The organism is Prolixibacter bellariivorans ATCC BAA-1284, assembly GCF_000621705.1.
In the GTDB taxonomy this organism is placed as follows: Bacteria; Bacteroidota; Bacteroidia; order Bacteroidales; family Prolixibacteraceae; genus Prolixibacter; species Prolixibacter bellariivorans.
The window spans coordinates 352,534-372,050 of sequence record NZ_JHXO01000009.1 but is presented as its reverse complement, the minus strand read 5'-3'; the positions used below and the strand labels follow the sequence as shown (position 1 = coordinate 372,050).

Annotated in this window: 15 protein-coding genes; 9 read left to right on the top strand and 6 right to left on the bottom strand. The window is 41.2% G+C overall.

Annotation, left to right across the window (positions count from 1 at the left end; translation table 11 throughout):
- Positions 1–817: PorP/SprF family type IX secretion system membrane protein (locus tag T426_RS0113350; protein WP_157604996.1), on the top strand; the 817-nt coding region annotated here is incomplete at its 5' end.
- A gap of 4 nt (positions 818–821) precedes the next feature.
- Positions 822–2,465 (top strand): LysM peptidoglycan-binding domain-containing protein, encoded by a 1,644-nt coding sequence (locus T426_RS0113345; RefSeq protein ID WP_027585830.1) that lies wholly within the window; start codon positions 822–824, stop codon positions 2,463–2,465.
- Between the two features lie 819 nt (positions 2,466–3,284).
- Here the strand turns inward: T426_RS0113345 and T426_RS0113340 are convergent.
- The 3 genes from T426_RS0113340 to T426_RS23715 form a co-directional block, all read right to left on the bottom strand.
- Positions 3,285–4,196, bottom strand: coding sequence for a helix-turn-helix domain-containing protein (locus tag T426_RS0113340; protein ID WP_025863810.1), 912 nt, complete (start codon positions 4,194–4,196; stop codon positions 3,285–3,287).
- Positions 4,197–4,263: 67 nt separating this feature from the next.
- Complete coding sequence (locus T426_RS0113335) at positions 4,264–4,731, bottom strand: SRPBCC domain-containing protein (RefSeq protein ID WP_025863811.1); 468 nt, start codon at positions 4,729–4,731, stop codon at positions 4,264–4,266.
- A 10-nt stretch (positions 4,732–4,741) separates the two neighbouring features.
- Complete coding sequence (locus tag T426_RS23715; RefSeq protein ID WP_025863812.1) at positions 4,742–5,566, bottom strand: SDR family oxidoreductase; 825 nt, start codon at positions 5,564–5,566, stop codon at positions 4,742–4,744.
- A gap of 1,058 nt (positions 5,567–6,624) precedes the next feature.
- Here T426_RS23715 and T426_RS0113325 point away from each other — a divergent pair.
- The 3 genes from T426_RS0113325 (at position 6,625) to T426_RS0113315 (ending at position 8,599) form a co-directional block, all read left to right on the top strand.
- Entirely contained in the window at positions 6,625–7,008 is a 384-nt protein-coding gene (locus tag T426_RS0113325; protein ID WP_025863813.1) for an HU family DNA-binding protein, read from the top strand.
- 233 nt (positions 7,009–7,241) lie between these two features.
- The gene (gene cas6 / locus T426_RS0113320; protein WP_025863814.1) at positions 7,242–7,898 is read left to right on the top strand and encodes a CRISPR-associated endoribonuclease Cas6; all 657 of its coding nucleotides are present in this window, start codon (positions 7,242–7,244) and stop codon (positions 7,896–7,898) included.
- A gap of 326 nt (positions 7,899–8,224) precedes the next feature.
- Positions 8,225–8,599 (top strand): hypothetical protein, encoded by a 375-nt coding sequence (locus tag T426_RS0113315; protein WP_025863815.1) that lies wholly within the window; start codon positions 8,225–8,227, stop codon positions 8,597–8,599.
- A gap of 382 nt (positions 8,600–8,981) precedes the next feature.
- On the opposite strand, the gene T426_RS25195 is transcribed toward T426_RS0113315, so the two are convergent.
- Positions 8,982–9,938 carry a helix-turn-helix transcriptional regulator gene (locus tag T426_RS25195; protein ID WP_025863816.1) on the bottom strand — a complete coding sequence of 319 codons (957 nt, stop codon included), beginning with the start codon at positions 9,936–9,938 and terminating at the stop codon, positions 8,982–8,984.
- Between the two features lie 162 nt (positions 9,939–10,100).
- Between T426_RS25195 and T426_RS0113305 the strand changes: the two genes are divergently transcribed.
- The 4 genes from T426_RS0113305 (at position 10,101) to T426_RS0113280 (ending at position 16,488) form a co-directional block, all read left to right on the top strand.
- Positions 10,101–11,252: an NADH-dependent flavin oxidoreductase gene (locus T426_RS0113305; RefSeq protein ID WP_025863817.1), complete on the top strand. Its 1,152-nt coding sequence runs from the start codon at positions 10,101–10,103 to the stop codon at positions 11,250–11,252.
- Positions 11,253–11,257: 5 nt separating this feature from the next.
- Positions 11,258–12,634, top strand: coding sequence for an MFS transporter (locus T426_RS23705; RefSeq protein ID WP_036985442.1), 1,377 nt, complete (start codon positions 11,258–11,260; stop codon positions 12,632–12,634).
- Between the two features lie 1,098 nt (positions 12,635–13,732).
- Positions 13,733–14,743, top strand: a complete 1,011-nt coding sequence (locus T426_RS0113285; RefSeq protein ID WP_036984369.1) for a tRNA dihydrouridine synthase — start codon at positions 13,733–13,735, stop codon at positions 14,741–14,743.
- Between the two features lie 230 nt (positions 14,744–14,973).
- On the top strand, positions 14,974–16,488 hold the full coding sequence (locus tag T426_RS0113280) for an aldo/keto reductase (protein WP_027585828.1): 1,515 nt from the start codon (positions 14,974–14,976) through the stop codon (positions 16,486–16,488).
- A gap of 220 nt (positions 16,489–16,708) precedes the next feature.
- On the opposite strand, the gene T426_RS0113275 is transcribed toward T426_RS0113280, so the two are convergent.
- Together T426_RS0113275 and T426_RS0113270 are read right to left on the bottom strand one after the other, a co-directional pair.
- Complete coding sequence (locus T426_RS0113275) at positions 16,709–17,872, bottom strand: OmpA family protein (protein WP_027585827.1); 1,164 nt, start codon at positions 17,870–17,872, stop codon at positions 16,709–16,711.
- 178 nt (positions 17,873–18,050) lie between these two features.
- Positions 18,051–19,454: a sugar transferase gene (locus T426_RS0113270; protein ID WP_025863823.1), complete on the bottom strand. Its 1,404-nt coding sequence runs from the start codon at positions 19,452–19,454 to the stop codon at positions 18,051–18,053.
- Positions 19,455–19,517 lie beyond the last annotated feature (63 nt).

Sequence of the window (19,517 nt, the reverse complement as noted above, 5' to 3'; positions counted from 1 at the left end):
ATTTGCGAGCTATCGGAGAGACTGGTCCGGTGAAGGGAGTTTAGCTCCCCATACTATCCGACTCAGTTATCATGACCGGCTTAAAAATACGCGTGTAGGATTAGGGGGTAAGCTTATGATGGATAAAATAGGTATTTTCCAAAATTTCATCGGCATGGCTTCTTATTCGTACCGGCTGGAATCAAGATATGACCATATCTATTTTGGAATATCGGCAGGTTTTATTCAGAGTTCTATCGATTTTAGTGATTACTATACTGATCCGAATTTTAATTACGATCCCGTCATGACTAATGGTGATGTATCGTCCCAATTCAAGTTTATCAGTGATCTGTCCATGGTTTATAAGCATAAAAGTTTTCAAACGGGCTTTGCGCTTTCGAATGTAGGTTACGGGGAATACTCTTATTCCGAGGTTCAAAGCGGTAATAAGCCTTATGCCAACTACCGGGTTCATGCGTTGTATTCACTTTGGCTGGATGATATTTGGCAGTTAACTCCATTAGCTCTTTACCGGGGAGGTAAAAACATGAAATCACAACTGGAAGTAGCCGTGCAAGCGAAATGCGATGATCGTTTTTGGGGAAATGTGGCGTTGCGGGGGAAAGACATATTTTGTGTGGGAATTGGATTTGACGCCAGTAAAGAGCTGATTGTTAATTATACGTATAATTTTTCCACGGGGATTTCCTTTAGTAAGTTTCAGAATCATGAACTGACTGTAGGAATCAGACTTACGGCATTCTCTCCCAGGTATAAATCAATGAAATATGAGGAATTTAAGTCTCGGGTTGGTTTATTTCTGAATAAAAAATAATATCATGATGCATAGTAGAAAATATATATTACCGGTACTGATATTGGTTTTCGGGTTATGGGGAAGATGTGAGGCATCCAAGTCTCTGCTGAATAACCCAGGTAGCAGCCACGAGCAATGGGGAGCAGATAGTGTGATTTCTGTCTCTATTCTACCAATAAAGAATTTTATTCCGGAATACGGTCTTTATGTTTGGGGTTACCAATTGTATTTGCCGGTTATGGTGACTCGGAATTCCGGAGAACGGGTCTATTCGTCTGTTTATTCAGTTAAACTTCTGACCAATAGTGATTCGGTTACGTCTATGAAGAGAATAAGAATTGGAGTCGATAAAGGATACCAGTTAGTTACGTATACAACAGATCGTTCAGGCAATAATAAGTTTCTTACGGAGCAAAGGATAAAAGGTGGCTCGGAGCAAATTTTGATAAAGGGACCCTTAGGGCCTTTTCCGTATAACTCGGCAAAGTATGCTTGTGGTATGCCTTTTTACGATGAGAGCAGTGGTCGGTTGTACTTCTGTTCGACAATGCCAGGCTCGTTCGGCGGGTGGGATATTTATTACAGCGAGAGGGAAGATGGTCAGTGGGGACGCCCGCAAAACCTTGGCAGAAGTGTAAATACTCCCGGAAATGATGTTTTCCCTTCGGTTATGAATGGTCTTTTGATTTACTCTTCGAATGGTCGGCCCGGGGGTACCGATTTCAATAACTATTTCCTGAAGCTCAGTAGTGGAATGTCACCGGCCCCAATGAAGTTTGTCAATACCGGGCAATCCAATTATTGTCTCCGTATTGCCTCTGTCAACCCTTTCCGGGCGGTTGGTGTCAGGGATAGTGCGCTGGTTCTGTATCACTCAAACCACAGTTTAAAGAACCTGGTAATCCAGATGAATAAACCGGATGTGGAGAACAACGTTGTTGCGAGACCGGCCGGTAAAGTCTCAACAAAGGATACGCATAAGGTAGAAAAGGAGCCCGTTAAAACGAATTGGGCATACCGGTTGCATTTTAAAACTGATTCCATTGTAGCACTCCGTAGTGAGCAGAACCTGTTTGACACTGTTGTGAAAAAAATCGAAGAAAGTATGCCGTGCAGGATACTGATTAGCGGCTATGCTGACGAAAGCGGGAGCAACAATTATAATGACTGGTTATCATATAAAAGGGCCGAAAAGACGAAGGAACTGTTGAGAGCCAAAGTTGGGCGGTCGGGAGATACTGATTTTGTTTTGGTGGTTAATGGTAAAAAGCTTGCCGGTAATGCAGACAAAAAAAGTAAGAGAGATGACCGGAGTGTACAGGTTAAAGTTATCCGCGATGCCGTTTCCTGTCCTTCGGTCTTGTATGCATACCCAATAGAAAGTGCCGGTCAAAAAGCAGCGATAAGCCGGTTATCCGGTATCTTTGGTTTTGAGCAGGCAGAAACAGAGCGTATAAATCAAATGATTGAAAACCCGAAGCCCGATGGAATTTTATACATTGGAATACAGGGCATCCACAAGGTTGTTTCCGGCGAGACCTTATATGAAATAAGCAGAGAATACGGTTGTGAAGTTCATCAGCTTCGGTTGGCTAATGGTTTGACTGACGATGAAATAAAGACTGGTGAGTTTTTGATTATACCTTTCGGAAGGAGGAGTAGGTGATAACAGTTAATATGTGTTGCTTTGTTATGAGCGACCTGGGCCATATTTATAACTGTTGTGAAGTAAAAAGGTAATGTGAACGAACAGCCCCGGGGTTTTATGAACTCTTTAATGCAAGAGTAAATGAAATACCAGGGGTTGTTTTTTAGTCTTCAGTCTTTAGTATAAAACAGTTGTTTATCAGGGGGCTGGTTTCCTGCTTTCAAGGTTGGTTCCATGTTTCAGGCAGGGCTTTTCTGTCTAAAGATCCAGTCCCCTATTTTTTAAATTAGCTTATTTAAAATGATTGGTTCGTTCTGTTATTTCGGAGACGGGCTTTTCTATGTTGAAACATGAACTTTTCTGTTTTAAGGTACAACTTTCTATCTTCTTGAACAGCATTTCGTCAGTTTGAAAACGAATGAGACTGAGAGATGAAGTTGACGTTGAATACATAAAGTTATATGTCGGGAGGGTATAGAGGTGTGCGAACGGGGTAGGTTCATAATGAGTGAGTTATGTGTTTAAGAGTCGACCGGGCTTTGGGATTACCAGCAACGAAATAGAGTTTTTCTTCGGGAATGGGAGGAGCACCTCCGTTTTTGTTCCTTTTGATAAGGAAGTTGAGTAAGGTAGTCAGGCGCCAATGCTTAACAGCAAATGTGCATTATCCGGGAAAGTGACAGCGAACAGCAAAAAATGTGAAATGCAAAACCTAAGTGTCTCCATATGCACTCACCCCCGGGGACGAATTTTTTACCAGGGGTGAGAGACAGTGGAAAGATACATTGCAAAAAACAGTAGTATACTGTTGGAAAGCCTCAAGTGGATGACTGAACCTTAGTTCATGTTTCTATATTCACCGGGACTTAATCCGGTTTTGGATTTAAACAGTTTACTGAAATGGTTTGGGTAGTTAAAACCCAAATCATACGCAATTTCACTGATGCTTTGCCCCGATTGAAGTAATAGATTTTTTGCTTTATCAATTAGTTGCAGGTCAATGTGCTCTTTTGCGCTTTTCCCTGTTTCGGCCTTAAGCAGATCACTTAAATAGTGGTCCGAGATATTGAGTGCTTTTCCGCATTGGGCTACCGTTGGAATTCCTTTTTCTGACAGGTTCTCTTTCAGGTAGTTTTTTAAATAATTTTCGAACTTAATCAGGATATCCTTATTGATGCTTTTCCGGGTAATGAACTGCCTGTCATAATATCTTTGACAGTATTTCAACAACGATTCCAGGTTGATGCTAATAATTTCGTTGGTGTGCTTATCGATGTTTTGGTTGTATTCATGTTCTATCTTGTGCACGATTTCGGTTAGCGATTTCTTCTCGTCATCGGAAACGTGCAGTGCTTCGTTCGATTCGTATTCGAAAAAATGGAAATTATTCATCAAACTGCCCAGATCGGATTGTGCAATAAAGTCTTTGTGTACCAGGATACTCCATTCATCCATTGTTTCAGAGTAGTCGGCATTGTTGACTGAAAAGATCTGATTGGGGCCAATAAAAACCATGGTTCCTTCCTGAAAGTCATAACTATTCCGGCCGTACACTAATTCGGCTTTCTGTTGCTTTCCTTTGAGGGAAATCATGTACATGTCGACACTAAATCGTTGCTCCGGCAGACTGGTATCAACCTTCAATTCGGAATGTCGTAACACCGATACCATGGGATGCTTCGGCTTGGGTAGTCCAAACATGTCATGCACTTCCGAGAGGGTTCTGACGTGAATAATTTCCTGATTCATTTTTTAAAATATAAAGTTATGAATGTACACGGGAAGTTAAAAAACTCATAGATAAAACTACCCTTATTCACTGATGATTTGTAAATAATTGGTTTGAATCCGGGTCCTCTATAAAGTTTTTCAGCTCTTGGTTGAAGATTTCGTAGCCTTTCAGCATTGCTTGCTCAAGTTGCTTTATCCCGGGTACATCGGCGCCGTGTAGTCCGTCGGATTGGATAAACCGGGTCCTTTGGTTGTCGATTGACTCCAGCTCGAAAACATGAAAGTCTTTCATCCCGGCAAAAGCATCGCCCGTCCAACCAAAGGCGTTGCCTTCGTCATACAAGAACACCGTTCGTTTAAAAGCATAACTACCACCTTGGGGATTGATGAACCTCAAGGTTAGTTCCCCGTCCTTTTCAACGTTTCCTCTGCAGGAATGTACAAGGCTAGCCCAATCTTGCCAGCTTTTTATATCTGTTAAAGCTTTCCATACCGTCTCTTTGGAGGCGTTGATATCAATGTCTGTTGTTATATGGATATTTTCGTGTCTCATATTTGTCGGTTTAAAGTGAATTTGGGTCGATAGATACCGTATCGTTTTTGCGAATTGTCCAGGTGCGCTTATGGGTTGCTTGTATCCAGGGAATAATGGCCTCCGGAATTACGTTCCTAAACAACGAATTGTCTTCTTCAGCCACCCGAATCATCGCATCAATCATCAGTTGCGGATCGAGCTGATCATTCAGTCCGCCATCTGTCAATACGGCTTCCAGTAATTCTTTTCTCGTGAGTGAGGTTTCCATGTTGAACCACTTGCTCATGGTTTCGGCTCCCCGGTCGTTGAACCCCGTTCCAAATACGCCGGGATTCACAGTACATATTTCAACGCCTGTTCCCATCAACTCATCTTTCAGTCCTTCGGCCAATCCTTCCAGCGCATGTTTGGTGGAAGTATAAACTGCGGCAAACGGTACGGTGATCAAGCCTCCCATGGAGGATGTGAAAATTACTTTACCCGAACCGCGTTTTACCATCTGGGGTAAAAATCCTTTGGCCATAGCGAGACTTCCGAATACATTCACCTCGAAATTCCTGCGAACATTTTCCATCGGAATATCAGCTACCGGACCGGCTTCCATAATTCCGGCATTGTTCATTAATACATCTATTTCGTAGTTGAAAGCAAACTGACGGTCGCTTTCGCTGGTAATATCGACCACAATTACTTCCAGTTCGACACCTTCTTCCCGGGCTGCTTCAAGCAAAACGGTTTTCAAGGATTCTACCTGTACTGCTGCAATTACTTTATGGCCTCTCTTTGCCAGACCAATGGCGCATCCTTTTCCAAACCCGGATGAGGCGCCTGTGATGAAGATTGTTTTACTCATGTTTGCTACATTTTAGATTTCTGTTACAAAGATTGAAAAACAGAGATGTCTTATTGGATACAAAATGCAGAATGGAAGATATAAAATGCAGAAAGCGATAAGAAAACTTATAACTACCGGCTTTATGAGGTTGTAAGGTTTTACTTTCGGTCGTATTAACGTATACATCCGTAAAAGGCCTTAATCATCCGGTTGGATTTTGAGAGGCAATGTTCGTGCTGTTCTGTTATGAGCGACCTGGGCCATATTTAACTGTTGTGAAGTAAAGAGGTAATGTGAACAGACAGCCCCGGGAGTTTAGGAAGAATCTATACAAATGGGTAACTAAAATACCAGGGGTTGTTTTTTAGTCTTTTGTATAAAACATTGGGGTCTCAGTGGGCGGTTTTCCTGCTTTCAAGGTTGGTTTCCATGTTTCAGACAGGATTTTTCAGTAGAAGTCCGGCCCTTGTCTTTATGGAAGAATATTTCATCTTGACGGCTTAACTTTCTGTCTTTTGCGTGGGTTTTACCATGTTCATCCCCGGGTTTTCCTGTTCTATGGTCCACCATTATACCGAATTAAAAAAATGTATATGTCATTGTTCTATAATATTACGGTAGATATTGATGTGATTAACTTTCTTTAGATTGATTCTTAACTATATAATGATTAAGTTAGGCTAACATTTTGGTTAAACCGGGTGACCATCCGGCTAACAACAGACAGAAAACAATAGCATCAGTTTTTAAGGGAAAAAAGAGAACAACCGGAATTTGAATATGATTCCCGGCTGAAAGAGTTAAGTATAACATCAAACCTAGACTGATGAAACGACCGAAGAACAAACTTTTGACACGACAGGGAAATCTCAATCCGGAGGTAACCGATCCCCGTATCTATTCAATCACCAGGCAAAGAATCCTTCCAGCTCCAGGCAGGAAGCGCTAAACCTATGAACAGTCGTTTCTTGCCCCGTCAGTGCTTAAAAAACAATCGTTGACAGGTCGAAGAGAATAAACAAATCAAAACCGAATCGAACCTCAGAGGAATTTATTAATAATTAAATCTGTAGCGTATGGCTATAAATTTTAAAGTGATTGAACGTGGTGAGCCCGGTGTTGTGGGTGGCGGTACCAAAAAGTATTATGCCAGCCCGCAAATGAACGGCGAACTCGATCTGGATGACCTGACCAAGGCTATCGAGAAAATCTGTACGGTTAGTGGTGCAGATATTCGTGCGGTGCTTTATGCCCTGGTAGATGTAGCGGTCGATAATCTGGGACGAGGAACGATCGTTCGGCTGGGTGATCTGGGCAGTATGCGTGTCAGTCTGAAATCGACAGGCGAGGCTACCGCCGAAGACGTAAAGGCTTCGTCGGTAAAAAACGCCAAGGTTGTTTTCACTCCGGGCTCTCGCATCAAAGCCACATTAGCGAATGCTAAATTCCAAAAAGTGTAAGCTTTGCTTTTCCTGCGCAGCGAAAAAAATTTTCTGCGCAGGAAATTTCAAACGGATGCGCATCGGATTGGAAACGGATGCGCATAAAATGATCATCGGATGCGCACCCGATTAAAAAGCATTGCGCAGGGAATTAAAAATGGTTCAAAAACAATAAAAAAAACAGGGCCGTTAAGTGTGAAAATTTAAGAAGGTGAAGGAGCGGCCGGACTAAAACCAACGAATATTCACTTATGAGAATTTACTTGAAAACCGATGCACGGAATATTCTGCTTCCTTTTGAGCACCAACACCTGTTAACCGGAACCATCCACAAATGGTTGGGGTGGAACAATGAGCATGGTGAACTTTCACTGTATTCTTACTCATGGCTGGAGGGAGGCCGGAAAACCGGCAGCGGGTTGCGTTTCGATAACGGAGCCTCTTTTTTCTTTAGCTCACACCATCCGGAACTAATCCGCCGCCTGGTAACCGGGATACAAGCCAATCCAGTGTTGTTCCGGGGACTGGAAATAGCGGAGATTATCGCGCAGGAAGATCCCGATTTGAGTCACCGGGACCGGTTCTTTACGGCCAGCCCGGTTTTTATTAAACGACGGGTAGACGACCGGATCGGCCATATTCTGTACGACAATCCCAGGGCCAATACCTACCTGAAGGAAACCGTGACAACCAAACTAAAGAAAGCCGGAATCGATGATGAGTCTTTCGATATCCGGTTCGATGCAGAATACCCCAAAGCCCGCACCAAGCTGATAACCTATAAAGGAATTGGAAATAAGGCCAGCTGGTGTCCGGTTTATATCCAGGGACGTCCCGGAACCAAAGTGTTTATCTGGAATGTAGGGTTGGGCAACTCGACGGGGATTGGGTTTGGTGCGATTAAGTGATAACCAAACCTGTCAGATTAAAAAGGTAAGCACCCGGAAGTGTTTGATTAAAAATGTTTTGTTAATTTGAGATGACTAAGTTTTTAAGAACTCAACATAATAGGTGTTGTTATACCCCTCATTCTGTTAGTATAACAACACCTACAAATTTGTTAAAAGAGAAATAACAACCATATTTGATACACATGAGTTATGGCTAATTTGAAAAAACCAAACCTAAGAGATTCAATATTCTAATCATCGTTCTAATTGTCTTTGCTCAATGCCAAACGAAAAAAGTTAGTAAAGTTGACTTGGAAGGGAATTGGGGATGTTTGTTAAACGACATGGGTGAAAACGTATACACCGAGTTGTATTTTCACCAGGATACACTTGAAAGTTTTGACAGACAGTGGGAGCTACACCCAATGGGAAAATATAAAATCCAACATGACAGTTTGGTAACACCAACAAAAGCGTATAAGATTGACATCCTTGATAAGGACTTAATTAATTTAATTAGTGAGGATGACACGATTCACATGGAACGGATAAGTGACGGTAAAAAAACAATTGACTTTTATATAAATAACGGATATTTCAACAGAGACTTTTCAGATACAATTCGCAAAAAGGAATTGCTTCATTTGTTGACAGTATTTTTATCATTCGAGAAGTTGATTTTAAGATTAAACAAGGAATTGAACATCGAGACAGCTTGATAAATTACTGGGAATCTGAATTAAAATCTGATTCGGCAAATAAAACGACTTATGAATATTTGATTAAAAAAATAAATAAGAACTAGCCATAACAATTTGTCATATGGCAGGTGAGGTTCATCTCGGTTTGACAGGTCAAACCATTGGTGCAACTCCCTTCCGGTCTGACAGGATTTCTGTTGGACCCCGAGGATTCGGGGCCACCCGACCATATACAAGTGACCGTTAGCGTTCATTGTAAAAACCCTATAAACATTGCACACATTTACAAATCGCAGTGGCTAACCCGTAAACCAAAATTTGCAAAAGAGTACAATCTTTGCTAATGCTCAAAGACCATGTCTAAAAACATTTGCCCCTTCAATAAATCCTTGCTTCAAATTCAAAACAAACGTGCCTTTGCATATTCTTTAGGATTTACACCTATAATCTTTTTGAATATCCTGGAAAAATGACCTAAATTGGAAAATCCTAATTGATAACCGACCTCAGACACCGATAAGTTTTTATTACTTTTCAGTAAAGATGCAGCTTCCGTCATTCTTGCATGCTGATAATAATTGTAAATACTTGAGCCAAAGATTTCTTTAAACAACGATTTCATTTTTGTTCCGCTCATACCTGCTTCTATCGCAAGTGAGGGAAGGTTGGGTTGAACACTTAAATCTCTTAAAATGACCTTTTCAATAGTAAGGATCTTTTCAACATCAGCCTTACTTGCATGAGGCGCTTTCCGGACTGAACGTTCAAAAAATCGAGTAAAGAACGCATAGAGCAATTCAATTGTCCGCATTTTGTAATAGAACTTTTCCAATTTCCCGTACGCTTGTAATTCTGAAAGCTCTTTGAGAATCTTATTCATTTCAAATGTTACGGCCTCCTGGTATAATAAGGGTTTATTCAAAGAACTGAAAAAAGGCTTAACTTCTCTAGTTTCTGCATTAAGGTCGGTAAGAGCCATTAATTTATCTTTGCTGATACTAACAATCACATAATAAACCGTTTCGTCGGGTGTGATAAAGTCATCTATTGCCACATGGCAGTTTAATACCTGCACATTAGACAAATAATTTTTATTCATCGAAGCACGGCTGATAAACCGGAACGTAAGTATATCATGTGGTTCATTTGTAGCTAAGCGTCTGATGGTAAGCCCTTGTTTTAGCTGATACTTGTGGATTAAAATCTTAAAGTCCGATTCCAGATGAACTTCTTTTATAAAACCTTCACCTAATGGCGAAGGAATCTGCAAAAAATTATCGGAATACGTAATTCCCAATTGCGCTGCAAATTTCCCTATATAATCAAGTTTGCTATCAGGATAGAATTCAAAAATCATACATTCAATATTTGTCGGCTTAAACGTCCAACAAGGACAATAGGTGCAATAAAAATACAAAAATAGTCTAATTCGACCAACAAAATGTCTTATCGGCATATTTTCATCATATAATGAAAAATATCTTTGTGCCTATAAACAATTGAAGAAAATAGAAATAATATGAAAACAAAATTTGCATCACTTTTCAATCCACTACATTTTAAAAATGGTTTAAAATCCAGAAATCGTATCACCTTAGCCCCAATGACACATTATTCTTCATTCGAAGATGGTAGTATGAACCCTGAAGAATTACCTTATATCAAACGCCGCTCAAAAGAGACAGGAATTGTCATTACTGCATGTTATGCAGTAACGCCTGAAGGAAAAGCTTATGTCGGCGAACCCTTAATTTGTAACGATAGTTATATTCCCGATTTAAAGAAACTGGCGAAAACGATAAAAGACGAAGGTGCTTTAGCAATTCTCCAGTTACACCATGGAGGTGGTGTTTGTCCGCCTGAATTGGTGGACGGAAATGTTGTATCTCCCAGTGGAATTGCGACACCAGACAGAAGTGTTGTCACTCCAAGGGAATTAACAAGTAACGAGATTGAGGAAATAATCATTGCTTTTGGTGAAGGAACACGACGGGCAATAGAAGCAGGATTCGATGGTGTAGAAATGCATGGAGCCTATGGATATCTTTTGCAACAATTTATTTCACCTTATACCAATAGAAGGACAGATGAATGGGGAGGCAGCCAGAAAAAAAGGTTTGCATTACCACTACGAGTTATAGAACAGGCAAAAAACGTCATCAGGAAACATGCAACACAGCCGTTTCTTTTAGGCTACCGGTTCTCTCCTGAGGAAAGCTTGCAACCAGGCTTAACGATGAGAGATGCACTGGACTTTACAGAAGCACTGGTAAAAAGCAATGTTGATTTTATTGATGTGCTGGTAAATAGTTATGATTCGAAGCCAAGAGCCGGGTTAGATGATTTATCAGAAAAACGTTTGACTTTAATCAGTAAACAGATAAACAACCGCACAGTTCTTTTAGGGGGAGGTTCAATCTATACGGCTGAGGATGGGCTAAATGCTTATCTAACCGGAGTGGATGCTATTACCATCGCGAGAGAAATGGTTATTGAGCCGGAATGGATAACAAAAGTAAAATCAGGAAAAGAAGATACCATTACTACGGAGCTAAAAGAGGGTACTTGTGCCGAATTGGACATTCCTGTTCCATTTTGGAATGTCATCTGGAGTGCTCCCGGATGGTTTTCCGGCACAGAAAAAATAGAATATAAAAAGAATAATCACTGATTTTTATGAAAATAACAAAGAAAAGTAAAACCATGATGCTTTATGCTGTAGGCTTTACTTCCTTTATATCATCATTTTTGTCTTCTGCTATTAACATTGCTTTGCCTGCCATTGGCACAGAACTTTCCATGAATGCGGTAAAGCTAAGCTGGACAATCATGTCATACTTGTTAACATCAGCCATTTTTCTGGTTCCTTTTGGAAAGTTGTCAGACTTGCTCGGTCGTAAACGAATTTTCATTTGGGGAAATATTATTATTCTGACGACTTCCTTATTCTGTGGAATATCAGATTCCGGTAGTCTTCTCGTAATAATGCGGGCGATACAGGGAGTGGGTGGCGCTATGATATATGCTACCAGTCTGGCAATTCTTACAAATATATTTCCGCAAGGCGAACGAGGTAAGGCTTTAGGAATTAGTACTGCTGCCGTTTATCTGGGATTATCCATTGCCCCTGTTATCGGGGGATTTCTGACCCAAAGCTTAGGATGGCGTAGTATATTTTTTATATTGATTCCTTTTGAATTGACGGTAATTTTCCTCACCGTAATTTTTCTCCCCGCTGATAATATAAAAACGAAACTTGCCGGATTTGATGTGAAAGGTTCTTTTGTTTATATGATTGCTATTTCTGCATTTATTACAGGATTTTCGCAACTCCCGGAACAACATGCAATTATACTTACCTCGCTCAGTATAATCCTGCTTTTCATTTTCATCTATATTGAACTTCATCATAAATTTCCGGTTATGGATCTCTCGCTTTTTAAAATCAACCGGATTTTCGCTTTTGCCAATCTGTCCGCATTTATCAATTATGCTACAACCGCTGCTATATCATTTATTCTGAGCTTGTATTTACAGTACATTAAAGGGATGTCTCCTGCTGAAACAGGAATTTTACTTATAAGTCAACCAGTGTTAATGACAATCTTCTCAACGTTCTCAGGACGCTGGTCTGATAAAATTGACCCACGTGTTTTGTCAACAATTGGCATGAGCATAACCGTTATTGGACTGGTAATGCTCACTTTAATTGCGGAATCAACCTCAAACATTTTTATAGGTGTTAGTTTGGCTATTATGGGAAGCGGATTTGGACTGTTTTCTTCGCCGAATACAAATTCTGTAATGGGCTCGGTTAGTAAACAACAAACAGGTATTGCTTCTGCCACGTTGGGGAGTATGCGACTTACCGGGCAAATGATGAGCCTCGGTGTTGCCACTCTGATAATTCACCTTTTTATTGGTGATGGAGATATAGTACCATCGAGGCATCCTCTTTTTATGAGGAGTGTCAAATTACTATTTATAATTTTCAGCGTTTTATGCTTTTCAGGCATTTTTGTTTCATGGGCCAGGGGAAGAAGAAATGGCTAAGTCATTATACAAGACAACCTGCATTAATCCAAAGTTTCGATGAAACAGAAGTAGAAAGCAGTCTTGCTATTTTACAGCTAAAATACAATACTGTTAACATCAAAAACAGAGAATTTATCCGTACGCAGACAAGAACTGAAAAGCCCTTTCGAAGGTCAGACATATTTGCAATTCGCTCTACCCCCCCCCGATAAGACCAAAAATTGCAAAAAAGCCTTCCCAGCTCACCCCGAAAGAAAGACAGAGAAAAGAAACAACGAAACGCCAACAGCGCGTTTAAAACATTTGGCAGTAAAGTGTTGTCTTTGTGGTCTTTATGTTTGATAAACTTTATGTTGCTTCGACAGGAAACCGCGTTGTAATGCCAAACGTATCATATACTAATCCGTTACCAGCAAGCTTGAAACAAAATAATCAAACCTAAGTCAAGCCCATGTACAATCTATTTTGGAATTTCGTTTTTGAGATGATTGGAGCCTTTATCGTTTGGGCTGTAAAAGGATTTAAAGGCAAACTTTCTGATGAAATGGCTGGTCCCGAATGAATGGAATAGAAAGAGTTGGAGAAAAGCTATGATTTCAATTATGTTATTCCGAAGTGTGAGGACGATTACTAACCTGGCAGGTTTCCGAAACCGGTCAGGTTTTTTTCATCAACGTCAGTTTTTACAAGGAAACAAGGGCACTGTCGGGGCCTTCGACCACCAACAGGGCGGGGGAGCAATTGAACCGGAGCAGATTGCTTCACTGTTTTAAAATTGTGTTGTGTCTCAGTTAGAAAAGCTCATTGATAATCTGAATGACACGGTAAAGAATCCTAACGCATACAAGAATTACTCTTCGGATTTTCGTTGCCTTTTTATGCTTTTTCATTGATCGGTTTTCTTTAAAATAGATCACCGGATCAGGTTTTGTCGGCCCCGACTAAATTGGGTTGTGGTTTGACGCAAAATTGAAAAGACTTACGACAGAAGAGAGATTATAATGGTAAAATATTACCGGGGTGTGCTTATCCTTTTTTCGCCGGTTTGCAGTTTCGGGCGGATGGATTATTTTTGCATTCCATTATTAAGATCTATTCTTAATTTTTAGATGTGACATGCAGCAAGTGGTAGAGAATTTCTGGACCCGGTTTGAGGAACCTATTTTTTGTTTGGCTCCGATGGAAGATGTGACCGATACGGTTTTTCGGGAAGTGGTGATGAAGATGACCGATCCGGGAAAATTGCATGTGATTTTTACCGAATTCACCTCTGTCGAAGGATTGAATCATCCTATTGGACGTGAGCGGGTAGGTGAGCGTTTGATTGTAAATGAATCGGAGCGGGAATTATTGCGAAAGCTCAACATCAAACTGGTGGCCCAGATTTGGGGAAAGACGCCGGAGATCTACCACAACATGGCGCAATTTATTACCGAGCATTACGATTTCGATGGTCTGGATATCAACATGGGATGTCCGGTGAAGAAGATTGTGAAGCAGGGAGCCTGTAGTGCGCTGATCGACCAACCCGATTTGGCAAAAGAGATTGTTTTGGCGACCAAAGAGGGAACACATCTTCCGGTGAGTGTAAAAACCCGGACCGGCATTCGTCAGCACGAAACGGAGCGCTGGATTGACCAATTGCTCGATACCCATCCAGCAGCACTAACCTTGCATGGCCGCACCCAAAAACAGCAATCGGATGGCGAGGCCGACTGGAACGAAATAGCTAAAGCCGTTCAGATACGCAACGAACGGGAAATTGATATCCCGGTTTTGGGCAACGGTGACGTTTTTTCCTGGAAAGAGGGAATGGACCGCGTAGCGCAAACCGGCGCAGATGGCGTAATGATTGGACGCGGTATTTTTCATGATCCCTGGTTCTTTCAACCCGGTGGAACCTTACCAACACCCACCGAGCGCGCTGACATGTTGCTATACCACACCCGCCTTTTCGAAAAAACCTGGAGCGGTAAAAAGAATTTCAATATCCTGAAACGCTTTTACAAAATCTACCTCAATCAATTTACCAATGCGGCTCACATACGGGCTGCACTGATGGAAACAAAGAATTACGACGAGGTGTACCACTACTTTGAGCAGCATCCGGTTGCTGAATCTCTGTAACCCCTTCCTTTTATTGATGTCTGTTGCTTTGTCTTGATTGCCAGAGGACAAGCTAAACATTTCTTTCGTTTTTGTTGTTGATACAGAGTGAATTCTCCGGAGGAGAATAAAAGATTTTCACGAAAGTGTGATACAGAGGAGACGGACAAAGTCTGCCGAGACACTGATGGCTTTTATTCCCGGAAAGTAGCTTAACTAACGTTGTTAAAAACACCTTAAACTTGTTCATGATGGCAGCAAATTCAACCAAAAACATTTCCCGCCGCCGTTTTATCCGCACTTCAGCAACAGCCGCTTTTGGTATTTCCATGATTCCTTACATCAGCCGTGGCAGTTTGGTTGTTGACAATCCGATGAAACGGGTATTTGGCCGAACCGGTTTCGAAGTCACTACACTTGGATTGGGCGGTCAGGCCTCCATTCAGTGGACGCCGTCGGATGTCGATCCGGTCGCTATTATTCTGAAAGCACACAAACTGGGCGTGAATTATTACGATACATCGAATGTATATGGTCCCAGCCAGATGAATTACGGAAAAGCATTCCGTAAACTGGACATGGTTCCCGGTTTGCCCGGATACCGCGAAAGAGCCCGCCGGAATATATTCCTGACTTCGAAAACACACCTCCGTTATGCGAAAGGTAGCGATAATGTGGAAGGGGTCCGGAGTGGCACCAACGGCCCCGATGGTTCGAAAACCCTCGATGACGTTCGTCGTTCACTTTCGCAGATGTTTGGCGATGGAAAAGGAAACTATCCGGAAGGAGCTTATCTCGACATGGTGCTGATTCATAGCTTGTCCACCTGGCAGGAGCTGGATGCCGTATACGAAGGTCTGGATAACCCGGACCCGAATGCCGAACGGATTGGCGCGTTGGCAGCTTTGCGCGATGTGCGGGACGGCACCAACCTGACGGGACTGAATCCGAAAGAAGAAAAGCTAATCCGCCACATCGGTTTCTCCGGCCACTACGATGCTGCTTTGATGATGGCGATGATTCAGCGCGATAAATACGAACTGCTCGATGGAATGTTGGTGGCCATTAATGCGAACGACAAGCTGAACTTCAATATGCAGAACAATGTGATTCCGGTGGCAGCCGCCAAAAATATGGGCGTGATTGCCATGAAGGTTTTTGCTGATGGTGCCATGTACACTAAGCCGGCTACCTGGTCGAACAAACCGGAACATGTGGTTCGGACCGTGGGGAGTTCATCACTGCCCAGCACGCCGCTGGTTCAGTATTCGCTCACCACACCTGGTATTCACACCGCCATTATCGGAATTGGTCACATCAGTGAAGCGCACCATGATTGTCAGTTGACCCAAAATTTGGCTTCAGCGCAGGTTGAACAGAACAGCTTGTCGGCATCTGACCGGGAGAAGATTGAAAAGATGGCAAATGTGGTAAAGAATGGTGAGACCAACTATTTCCAGATGGATCATAAGCCTTTGACAGCTCCACGGGAAGTGGCTCTTCAACAACGAAATGAAGGTAATAGCCGGAAAGCGGTTCTGACCTGGCAAACTGCGTATGCCGGTGCATCGCCCCTCGATCGGTATGAAATATGGCGCGATGGCGAAAAAGTGGGGCAGATGCCTTACCGCCCGCAAACCACTATGGAACCTTTTGTCTACGAAGACGTAGTAAACGATAATCAGATGCACAGTTATGTGATGAAAAGCGTTGACGAAAAAGGGAAATCAGCTGTAGCTGATCCACTATTGATGAAAGCTGTTTAATTTGATTGTGTAGCCTTTTTTAGATGGTGGTGAATGAGAACATATAGTTGTTGTCAGATATCTGTGGTTTTCGTCATAGCCTGTTCATTCAACCAAATCTGAGTGAAGTCAAGTGCAACACTGCTACCGGTTTTGTTCCAGGAGAAATTTAATATTCACAGCTTTTTCAACTGGAATAGTGCCTGTAGCTATGTAATTCTTGCCTGATTGATAAAATAGACTATTGAAAATTGACACTTACTCTTCTGGCCAATTGAAGTGCATCCGGAGCGTTTTTGGGGATATTGGTATCCTCTCCTTTGCCTTCTGCATGGATTCTGGACTCGTCAATTCCTGCGTCAATAAGAACCTTGGCAACAGTTTGACTTCGAAGCCTTGATAGCTTTTTGTTAAATTTTTCCGGACCTATTACATCTGTATAACCCATCAGGTTGATTTTTACGTCAGGATGTTTCATCATATATGTCTTCAGCAGCTCAATAGCATCATAGGCTGTTTTGTCAATTTTCGTGCTGGCAAAATCAAAATAAACATTGACGTATCCGTTGCTTATTAGCTTCCCTTCAATGTCTTTGATGTCTTTCCGGGCTGTCTGTAATTTGACTTGATTATGAATAGCATCAATTTTTTTGTTAAGAATTTTGATCTTGTTTTTTATCTGTTGGTTAATATCGTCCTTTTGCTTTATTTCAGTGTTAAGCTGCGCAATGCGTGCATTCAGAACATCATTGTGACTCTTACGTATATGCCAATCTGCATGGGTTTTCTTCTTACCGAAATAATAAGATATTCCAATTGTTTCGCTGAAGATAAAAGCTAATTTATTGCGAGACGAAGTAGCTCCGTCAATAGTTAAACTTTGTTTTGCATTAGAGAAGGCAGAACCGTCAATATTCAATGCGAATCTGGGCGACATTTTGATTTGACCGGTAAATCCCATGATAGTGTTTCCAACTTTGTCATTGAAATTTCGGGAATCGTAATCAACAATTCCGGCACCAACTCCTGCATGGGCAAGTAGATTGAAAGTCTTGGTCCACTCCTCAAAACGCAGTAAGCGTCCAAGGTTTATAACTCCTTGAATATTGATACTGTACTCGTTTGCCGAGAAATTCGGAGTAGCGTTCTTATTCCGAAATGAATTGTAACCAAAGTCGCTTTGCAGGCCAAAATATTCGTTTAGCATGTACCGGGCTCCAATCCTTCCACTAAAGGAACCCAATGTTGGCGATTCGTAACCGCCTGAAATCTTATTGTATGGAGATGATAATCCAATACCTGCATCTAACGACCAATGATTAAAGGTCGAATCGGTAATATCAGAGTCCTGTCCATAACTGGCACTGGAGTATAACAGAATCATTAAGAGTATAGCTTTTTTCATATCAGAAGTTTTAATTTGAATTATACGATTGTTAAACTGGAGATAATGCTACTTGGATGTATGTTTGCCGGATATTATTTCTGAGGATGGCTATTTATGCCTTGCATGAAGTCTACAAAAGTGTTTTTGATTGTAGATATTTTAGTTAATTAATTATGTAAATCTTGTCATTGTGTGTTTATTGTCCAGAACCTGTTAGCATTGTTTTTACTGTTTTCAGAATTAGGCTGATATCCAGCTTTATCGACCAGTTATCAATATATTGTAGGTCCATTTTCATCCACTGTTCGAAGGGTATGTTATTACGACCTGAAACCTGCCAAATGCATGTGATCCCAGGTTTCATGCTTAGTCGCCTGTTTTGCCAACGTTTGTACTGTTCCACTTCTGATGGAATCGGGGGGCGTGGTCCAACAACTGACATTTCGCCCGTCAATACATTGAAAAATTGCGGTAACTCATCAAGAGAGGTTTTCCGTAGAAAATTACCCATGCGGGTAATGCGGGGGTCATTTTTAATTTTAAAAACGGGTCCCTCCTGTTCATTCTGGCTCAATAGCTGAAGTTTTAGCGCTTCGGCGTCTGTTACCATTGTTCTGAATTTTAGGCACTTAAAGCGTCGACCATTCAGCCCAACCCGTTCCTGGACAAAGAATACCGGACCATTGTCATCTAGTTTTATCGCTATGGCAATTAGCAGGAACACAGGCGATAGAATGATGGTGACAACTAGTGAGAAAATGAAATCAAAACCATATTTCACCTTTAACGCAATGTAATTGGTCGGTATATTTTTGTGGGCAAAGAGTGGTAGTTGATTTTTTAGCGTGAAATGTAGATTGAGTTCTTTAAATGCATGAAGAACTGATTGTAAGTAAAATACTACTCCTATTTCTCTACATGCAAGAGCAATTCTCTTTATTTCATCTTGATTGGCTTCACCTTTGCAATATAGCACTTCGTCGACAGTGTTTTTAACGAGATAATTGTCAATGTCAATGTTTGTGGGTACAATAGGAAGTTGTTTGCCAAAAACAGCGATCAATTTGGGACTGTCGGTCACAATTCCACATATCTTGTATCCCCAATCCTGGGTATCCTCTATATGTTGAATGATTGATTCAGATTGTTCGTCGGCGAAGATTAGTAATTCACGAGTGTTATAGCCTTTCCGTCTGACGATCCGAAATGCGGTGTAATAAATAATCGTGCTACAGTAAAGTACAAATAAGTTAATGATAGCAAAAAGAAAAATTTCTTCTTCACTAACCGATTTAATCGATAGTAACTTGATTGACGCATATAGAGCAATTATGCCAGTGATTTCGACCCATATATAATCTCGTAATAAGGAGAAATAGCTTCTGGCCCGTAATATTCTACCAAGTTTCATCAGGTCGAGCAGAACATACCACAAGGGAATTATGATAAGTCCTACAAGTTTTTCTTCGTCTGTAAATTGAAATGGTTGCCCAATGATGAATTTATATATCCATAGGCTAGCACCATATGATATTAAGCAAAAAAATGTCTGAGCAATAATGCTTATTTTTTCTAGTAAGTGTTCACGCTCTTTGATCATGGTGAGTTTTTTTAAATTTTTCTTGGTTAATTGTTTCTTTTGCTTAAGGATTGGTTGTCATAA